The sequence below is a fragment of the Cupriavidus sp. 05T313 genome (assembly GCF_056396665.1).
Window position 1 is genome coordinate 1 of the sequence record NZ_JBFTLX010000328.1, and the last position, 6,528, is coordinate 6,528.

The 6,528-nt window shown below is 60.3% G+C and carries 5 protein-coding genes; all 5 read left to right on the plus strand.

The genetic code is table 11. The annotated features are described in order from the left end of the window. Positions 1 to 1,336 (plus strand): site-specific integrase (locus tag AC1DKD_RS37695; RefSeq protein ID WP_477144452.1); only part of this gene is annotated, 1,336 nt, incomplete at its 5' end. 50 nt (positions 1,337 to 1,386) lie between these two features. Beyond that, on the plus strand, positions 1,387 to 2,871 hold the full coding sequence (locus AC1DKD_RS37700) for a site-specific integrase (protein WP_477144453.1): 1,485 nt from the start codon (positions 1,387 to 1,389) through the stop codon (positions 2,869 to 2,871). After that, complete coding sequence (locus AC1DKD_RS37705; protein ID WP_477144454.1) at positions 2,868 to 5,192, plus strand: hypothetical protein; 2,325 nt, start codon at positions 2,868 to 2,870, stop codon at positions 5,190 to 5,192. The genes AC1DKD_RS37700 and AC1DKD_RS37705 overlap by 4 nt, the downstream gene beginning before the upstream one ends. Next, positions 5,185 to 5,664: a hypothetical protein gene (locus AC1DKD_RS37710; RefSeq protein WP_477144455.1), complete on the plus strand. Its 480-nt coding sequence runs from the start codon at positions 5,185 to 5,187 to the stop codon at positions 5,662 to 5,664. Before AC1DKD_RS37705 ends, AC1DKD_RS37710 begins: the two co-directional genes overlap by 8 nt. A gap of 112 nt (positions 5,665 to 5,776) precedes the next feature. Continuing rightward, positions 5,777 to 6,277 carry a hypothetical protein gene (locus AC1DKD_RS37715; protein ID WP_477144456.1) on the plus strand — a complete coding sequence of 167 codons (501 nt, stop codon included), beginning with the start codon at positions 5,777 to 5,779 and terminating at the stop codon, positions 6,275 to 6,277. The last annotated feature ends 251 nt before the right edge of the window (positions 6,278 to 6,528 follow it).

The following is a 6,528-nucleotide window of genomic DNA, read 5'->3' on the forward strand; positions in this document are numbered from 1 at the left end:
CTGTTGGTATGTTCTGAAGTGTTGCGTGTGGGACGGCACGGAGACTTCAGATACCGCAACGGAAAAGTGCTTTTATGGTATCTTTCGCCGTTGCGTTTTTGTTGTGGGTTTAGGTTTTATGTTCGTTCAGGTCAGCGCCGCCGCCGTGCCGCGGGCGCTCCGGGGGGTTGCGCTGGTCGACAGCAACCACATGCCCAGGTACTGGGCCGCGGTCTGGCTGGTCATCGCGGGTGCGCAATGGGCAACGTCCACGCAGACCATGCGGCTGCGGTACATCGAGAACCTGTATGAGCATGCGGATCGGTCATTCAAGGCGAATGCGCTGGATGACGCGCTATCCGACCTTGACGATGCCCGGCTTGCGGACATTCTCGAGTCGTGGTTCGTGAGTCTGCGTAATCAGCCTGTTGCCACTCGCAGCAATGAGGACCGGTGGCAGACCGGACTGGCATTCGTGACATCGGTGATCACATGGCTGTCGAAGTCGGCGGACGCGAAGATGCGACAGATCGAGGCGCGCATCCACCGACTATCGACGCTTTACCGCCAGCTTCACATTCGCCAAGGTGCCCGCAGCGAGACCGTTCGGTCGTTGCCCTCCAGCGTGGTCGAGAATCTCTATCAGATCCTGGATCCGGAATCGGATGCCAATCCCTTCCAGCGCGCGCACACCCGCTGGCGGGTCTTCATCGCATTCGTGCTGATGCTGCATCAGGGTCTGCGCCGCGGCGAACTCTTGCTGCTGCCAGCAGACGCCATCAAGAGCAGCTATGACCGCGAACTTGGCCGGACAAGGTACTGGCTGAACGTCCGGCAAAACGAGTATGAAGAAGTTGGCAGCGACAGCCGTTACTCGAAACCCAGCATCAAAACGCTCCATTCGGTCAGGCAAATTCCCGTCAGCGACGCAACGGCGGGCCTGGTGCAGATCTATTGCGAAAATTACCGGGGCCGGCCTTCCCATTCGTTCATGTTAAACGCCCAGACTGGCGGCCCTCTTTCCACAGAGTCGTTGACGAAGATCTTTACAACGATATCGAAAGCGTTGCCTACGGATGTGCTGCAGGAACTGCACGACCGCACCGGAAAGAAGTCGGTCACCTGCCACGACCTCCGGCACACCAGCGCCGTATTGCGGCTTCACCAGCTGCTGGAGCGAGGCGACTCGATGCCCGAAGCGCTGCAGAAACTGCGTACATTCTTCGGATGGTCGAAAGAGTCGGACATGCCGTCGCGCTATGCTAGGGCTGTCTTTGAAAGCCGACTCGCGAGCGTATGGAACGACGCATTCGACGATCGTGTGGCCTTGCTGCGCGCGCTGCCGCAGGGACGCTGATCATGCTGGAGGCCTTCCCATCCCGGCTTCGTGGGCAAGCCGAGCCATCGGTGCTCGAAAGCATGGTGGCGTCACTGCCTGAGCTACCGCCCGTTGTACGCTACTACGACGACTTCGACGACCAACTCCGCTCCATCCCGGCAGTCCGTCAGACAGATGTCTTCGGACTTCACATCAATGGTCGGATGTTCCGGCTCGACTTTGGCCGGTATCCTGCTGTCTACGGCGCTCTGCAGAAGCATCTACTGGTCTTCCTGTTGGGCGAAGACTTGCATATCTCGACCTGCTTCAATGTATTGATCGCAGCAATGCATCTCGATGTGCATGACGTCGACCGCGTTGTTGCAGCCGGCCCAACCCGCATATCAACGATATGGATGGCGCTGCGCGCCCGTCAGTTGCCGGTTCACGCCTATCGTTTCGTTAAGGCGGTTCTGCGGCTGCTATGCAGACATCGCCAGCACGGGTGGTCCGAGTCCTATCTGACCTATGTCAGCGCTGCCCTGCCCGGCCCCGCGTCGGACTCATATGCCGGTGTGCGGTCGGGCGATGTCTTCCTGAGTGCTGATGAAGAAGCCGTAATCGTTCGCTACCTGGACGAAACGTCGGACCTCGTGAGGGCCCGAGGCTGGTCAGGCATCGCGCACGACGAGCTTTGCGAGGCTGCGATGGTGCTCTGTTCCTATCAGTTCGCCATGCGCCCAATTCAGGTCGCGATGCTGACGATGCGTGATGTACGGGTCTGGCAGACAGAGCCCCGCGGCGAACCGGCCGTTCACCTCACGTTTCTCATGGTCAAGCAGCGGGGAAGGCTTCGAAAAAGGCCGATGGTCCGTCGTGTGAAACAGGAGTGGGCGGTGCTATTCACGGCCCTGATTGCCTATGCAGATTTGCAAGGTCGTGACGCGAGCGATCGCGTCTTCGACGTCAGTTCCAATCATGAGGCCGGCTCTCGCATCGCCCGCTGCATGGAACGCCTCATCGGGGACGACGCTTGCGCGATGGACCTTCGTCATACGGCAGCCCAACGCCTCGTTGACGCTGGTGCAAGCCACGAAGAACTCGCCGAGTTCATGGGGCATTCCGATGTACGGACGGGGCTGGTGTACTTTGCGGCATCAGCCTCTCACGCGGAACGGGTCAACCGAGCACTCGGCGCGTCAGATATATACCGGCGGGTGGCAAAGATCGCGCACGATCGGTTCGTCTCCCCGGAAGAACTCACCCAGCTCAAGGGAGAACAGCAGATCGCCGGCGTGCCTCACGGCATCCCGATCGCCGGCATCGGCGGCTGCACGTCGGGGCAACCAGCCTGCCCCTACAATCCGGTGACGTCGTGCTACGGGTGCAGGAAGTTTATGCCTTTGCACGACAAAACGATGCACGAGAGTGTGCTGGCCGCAATGCGTGAAGTGGTCTTGCTCTTCGAGCAGAGTTCTCGTGGTGATGCCCAATCGCCGGCCTACCTGCAACTGCAGCGCACGATCGCCGAAATACAGGCGGTCATCGACGAGTTGGAAGGCGAGCGCCGATGAACCCACACTACTCTGCCTTCATCGAGTTGGGCAAGGCACTCGTCCGTGAAAAGGGCCTGCAGTGGGACATACCTCTGGACGAGGCAGGCACTGCTCGTGACGGTGTCGGCTGGAATCTGACGGCGGTTACCGGTGACGTGCCACCCCCAAACCACTACCTGCGAGATCTCGGCGCCGAGGCGAAGGCGCTGGCTATCGTCAATGCAGAGCGCGTCGAGCGTGGCCTGATGCCACTGCCCCGGCGAGCGCTGGCTGTCTCGTGGCAAGACCTGATTAAGGCAGCGGTGGCTGAACAGTTGCTGTTCAGGCGTAACACCACGCGGTATGTGGCACATAGCATCGCGCGTCCGCTGCGGGTGCTCGCCACGTGCGTGGACAAGACCCCGTGGCAACTGACCGCCGACGATCTGCGTGCGGCTGTTCGTATTGCAACAGCATGCCAGGCGACCGGCAAGCTGGGGGATCAGGTGGCCGGCATCGTCAAGACGGTGTTTGACGCTCAGCACATTTGCGATGCAGGCCCTTTGTACTCGTCGCTAGCTGTGCCGCGCATGCAAGTAAAAGGTACGAACAAAGCAAAGCATACCTGGTCGCAGGATGAACTACGGGCCGACCTGGAGGCTCGCAAGCGCGGCGAACGCCTGCCTGAGCGCCGGGCGTTCTGGGAGCTGACCCGCATCGTGATGACCGAACGGCCACGCACGTTCATGGACGAGCTGCGGTTCGCTGCGGTGCGCACTCTAATCGTGACCGGCATGCGTGCAGGGGAAGTTGCGTTGCTGCCGGTCGATTGGAAGCGTGAGCGGACGTATCTGGACTCGAAGGGTCGTCCAGCCGGTGAGTCCGGTGGCATCTCGACATCCTTGATGGTGCGCCACTTTGCGGAAAAGCAGCAGGACGCTGAAGCGGACAGTCGCGTCCTGTTTGAAGGCGCCCAGCCAGTCCCGGAAATGTTCCGGGCGTTGCTGACAGAGACACTTGACCGTGTAGCCAAGCTCACAGAACCGCTCCGCGCGACGCTGAAACTGCAATGTGAGACGGAGCGACTATTGCCATGGTATCCGGTCGACAGTCTCGTACCTGTCATCGAGCTTTACACCCGTCTGGCAGGCAACCCGTTCTGGCTAGGCATTGAGCGAGATCCGTTCATAAAACGCTACCGCGATGGCCTCGATCCGTCAGTGTTTGATGAACTGTATGACCACCAGTGTGCGCTGTGGCGAAATGGCACACTGACCCTCGACATGGCTGTCTACGTGTTTGGGAATCGTCTGGTGAAGGCGATGCGTGAAGGCAAGACAAGCATGCGCTTCCGATATGCTGATGGCTCGCCGATCGGCCTTGGAAAGCGGATGGAGTGGCACGCTGCATACTTGCACGTTGGCGAGCTCGAGGAGCATATCCGGTTCACGACGCCAACGAAGGTGTCCGACACCATGCGGCTTCCGCTGGCCACGGGATTCGTTGAGCCCTGGGAGTTGTTGTTCGTGCAGCCCAAACGGTCGGTGGCCGAGGAACGCAACGATGGGCTTTGCGATGTGACCCGCTACATGGCGGTCAACCGGCCAGACCCTACGTTCATCGGACAGTCGCTGGGTGACGCGAAGCACCTGCCGACGCTGTTTGAAAAGTACGGACAGACCGACGAAGACCGGGCCTTGAAGATCGAGGCACACATGCTGCGCCACATGCAGAACACCGAGCTGTTCCGGCTTGGCGTTGCCGACACGATCATCTCAAAGCGCTTCAACCGGCGCAGCGTTGCACAAAGCTATGAATACGACCATCGCAGCCTGGCGGAGGATCTTGACCAGATTGAAATTCCACAGGACGTCGAGATCCTGCTCGGCGAAAAAGCCGGCACGGTTGCCCGACTCATCAAGGGTGGCAAGGCCAGCGGTCCGATCGTCGATGCCTTCCGGCGCATCCAGAAAACGGAGGGCGACGCGGCCGCATACGAGTACCTGCGCGCCGAAGCGGACGGATTCCATGCCACCCCTTATGGGCACTGCCTGAACTCGTTCACGGTCGATCCGTGCGCCAAGCATCTGGAGTGCTTTGCCGACTGTCGTCACCTCTCGGCCACTGACCTGCCGGAGCACAGGCGGAACCTGATCCGGCTCGAGGGTCAGCTCAAGCTCGCCGTGGAGACGATCAAGGCCCGCCCATCGACCAGCATTGGTTGGCAAAACCAGCTCGACCACGCGGAAAAACGGCTGGCTGGCGTACAAGGGCTGCTCAAAACGCGGCCGGGCCACCGTCCCTTCCCCGATGGCATTGACCTCTCCTTGCCCCGACAACAGGGAATACTTGATGAATAAAGCCAATGAAGCGGCGTCGGCCGATGATGGGAAAATGCGCGAGATCCTTGAGGTATTGCTGACCGACGACGAGGACATCTCGGCGCGCGCCGTCGCCCGGCTGCATCCGTCCATCAAGGCAGCGTCGTCGATCACCCGCAGCGAGTCACGCTGCAGGCTGCTTGCCGAGTATCAGCAGCGCCAAGCGGAATACCGGCGCTGGCGTGGCCGCGCTGCCAAGCGACCTGGCGCTGACATGGCCGCGACGCTTGCCGACAAGGACCTCAGGATTACGGAGCTTGAAGCCACCGTGCAATTGCTGACGGCTTCCCACCTCGCAATGCTACGTGCCGTTGGTGAATTGGGCGGATTCAGCAAGTGGGCCAGATTCTACGAGCAGTATCGTGACGCCCGGGACAAGCTTGCAGAACTTGGCGCCCTACCCGAAGCGGCAATCGTCGCGATGCCTGAGAATCCTAAACGCCGGAACTAAGCGCGGCGACGCTGAATGCCATCCGGCGTGATACTGTCTGCATTGATGCTCGCAGCCACGAAATGGCTGCGGTTCCGCGGCGGAAGCCGTCTCTCTCCCGAAAGGAGCGTTCATGTCCTATTGCCCCTTCTTCCAGACCCTGCATGACGAAACCCGCCCTGTGGGCAACCTCGGCCGGGGAACACATTACTCCATCCTTCGGGCGCCGGTCTGGCATGACGAGCTTCTGAACCGGCTCGATCGCTGCGCATTCCTTGACCTCGCAGTCATCTGGGACGAGGACCATGACGATCGCGTGATCGACGCGCTCATGATGCTTTACGTCGGCGGCCTGCTCTCACCTGTGCGGTATATCGGGGAGCGCAAGGGTACGCTCTCTGTGTTGTTGGCTTCAGATGCAATGCGGACCTGGACCCCGAAGGCGCTGCAGCAGTATCGCGACGATATTGAGGATGTTTGCCAGTGCCTGGAAGATCCGTGGACGGCAAAAGTTGACGCCGTCGATGGGCGCGAGCACTCGATCATCCACAGTTCGGCCGAGAACGTCTCCATATACCTTCGCAACATCGACGTCCTGTGGGAACTGGGGGTCAAGCCAAGGACGCGATCGTAGTCCCACGCCCTAGTGCGCAACGCGCAACACCGCGGTCGTCAGACTCCCGGCCTGGCGTGTCCTTCCGTTGCGCCTCCACACAAAGCTCAACGCAACGAAGACKGGTGCCACGGGCACGCAACACGTGCTAGCCAAAAAAGTGGGGCCCTGTGGAAAATCCGTCCGTCTTCCGGCTGAAATACAACAAAACCTGAAAACCAAAACCAACGCAACACTAGGCCATAGGTGCCAAGAATGTTACCAAACGATGT

Coding starts and splice junctions, on each gene's coding strand:
- AC1DKD_RS37705 (WP_477144454.1), top strand. CDS start 2,868: ATGAACCCACACTACTCTGCCTTCATCGAGTTGGGCAAGGCACTCGTC.
- AC1DKD_RS37710 (WP_477144455.1), top strand. CDS start 5,185: ATGAATAAAGCCAATGAAGCGGCGTCGGCCGATGATGGGAAAATGCGC.
- AC1DKD_RS37715 (WP_477144456.1), top strand. CDS start 5,777: ATGTCCTATTGCCCCTTCTTCCAGACCCTGCATGACGAAACCCGCCCT.